Source organism: Streptomyces flavofungini (genome assembly GCF_041028215.1).
GTDB classification, from domain to species: Bacteria; Actinomycetota; Actinomycetes; order Streptomycetales; family Streptomycetaceae; genus Streptomyces; species Streptomyces flavofungini_B.
The window spans coordinates 1-705 of record NZ_JASKYR010001488.1 but is presented as its reverse complement, the minus strand read 5'-3'; the positions used below and the strand labels follow the sequence as shown (position 1 = coordinate 705).

Annotated in this window: 1 protein-coding gene; it reads right to left on the bottom strand. The window is 77.0% G+C overall.

The window, feature by feature from the left end; all coding sequences use genetic code 11:
• A partial coding sequence (locus AB8Z36_RS41810) for an ATP-binding cassette domain-containing protein (protein WP_369218536.1) occupies positions 1-705 on the bottom strand: 705 nt, incomplete at both ends.

Here is a 705-nt window from a genome sequence, read left to right as displayed (position 1 = left end):
GGGCGCGAACGACGGGGACGAGACCACCACCCGCGGGGTGGGGCCGTCCGCGACGACCTCGCCGTCGGCGAGGATCACCACCCGGTGGGCGATCTCGGCGGCCAGTTCCACGTCGTGCGTGGCGAGGACGATCGCGTGGCCCTCGGCCGCGAGGCCGCGCAGGACCGTGACCAGGCGGGCCTTGGCGGCGTAGTCGAGGCCCCTGGTCGGTTCGTCGAGGAGGAGCAGGGGCGGGCGTGCGGTCAGGACGATCGCCAGGGCGAGCGCCAGGCGCTGGCCCTCGGAGAGGTCGCGGGGGTGCGTGTCGTCCGCGATGCCGGGCAGCAGCTCGCTCACCAGGGCGCGGCAGGTCCCGGCCGCCGCGTCCGCGTCCCGGTCGGCGGCGGCGCACTCGGCGGCCACGGTGTCCGCGTACAGCAGGTCGCGCGGCTCCTGGGGGACCAGGCCCACGTGCTTGATCAGCTGGCGGGGGGTGGTGCGGTGCGGGACGGCGCCGCCGACCCGGACCGTGCCCGACGTGGGTTCGAGCAGGCCGACCAGGGTGGCGAGCAGGGTCGACTTCCCCGCGCCGTTGCGGCCCATCAGGGCGACGGTCTCGCCGGGTGTGACGGTCAGGTCGACGCGCCGCAGTGCCTCGACCCGGCCGCGCCGGACGGCGAGCGAGGCGACCGAGGCCGAGGGTGCGGGGCCGGGTSSAGGCACTGC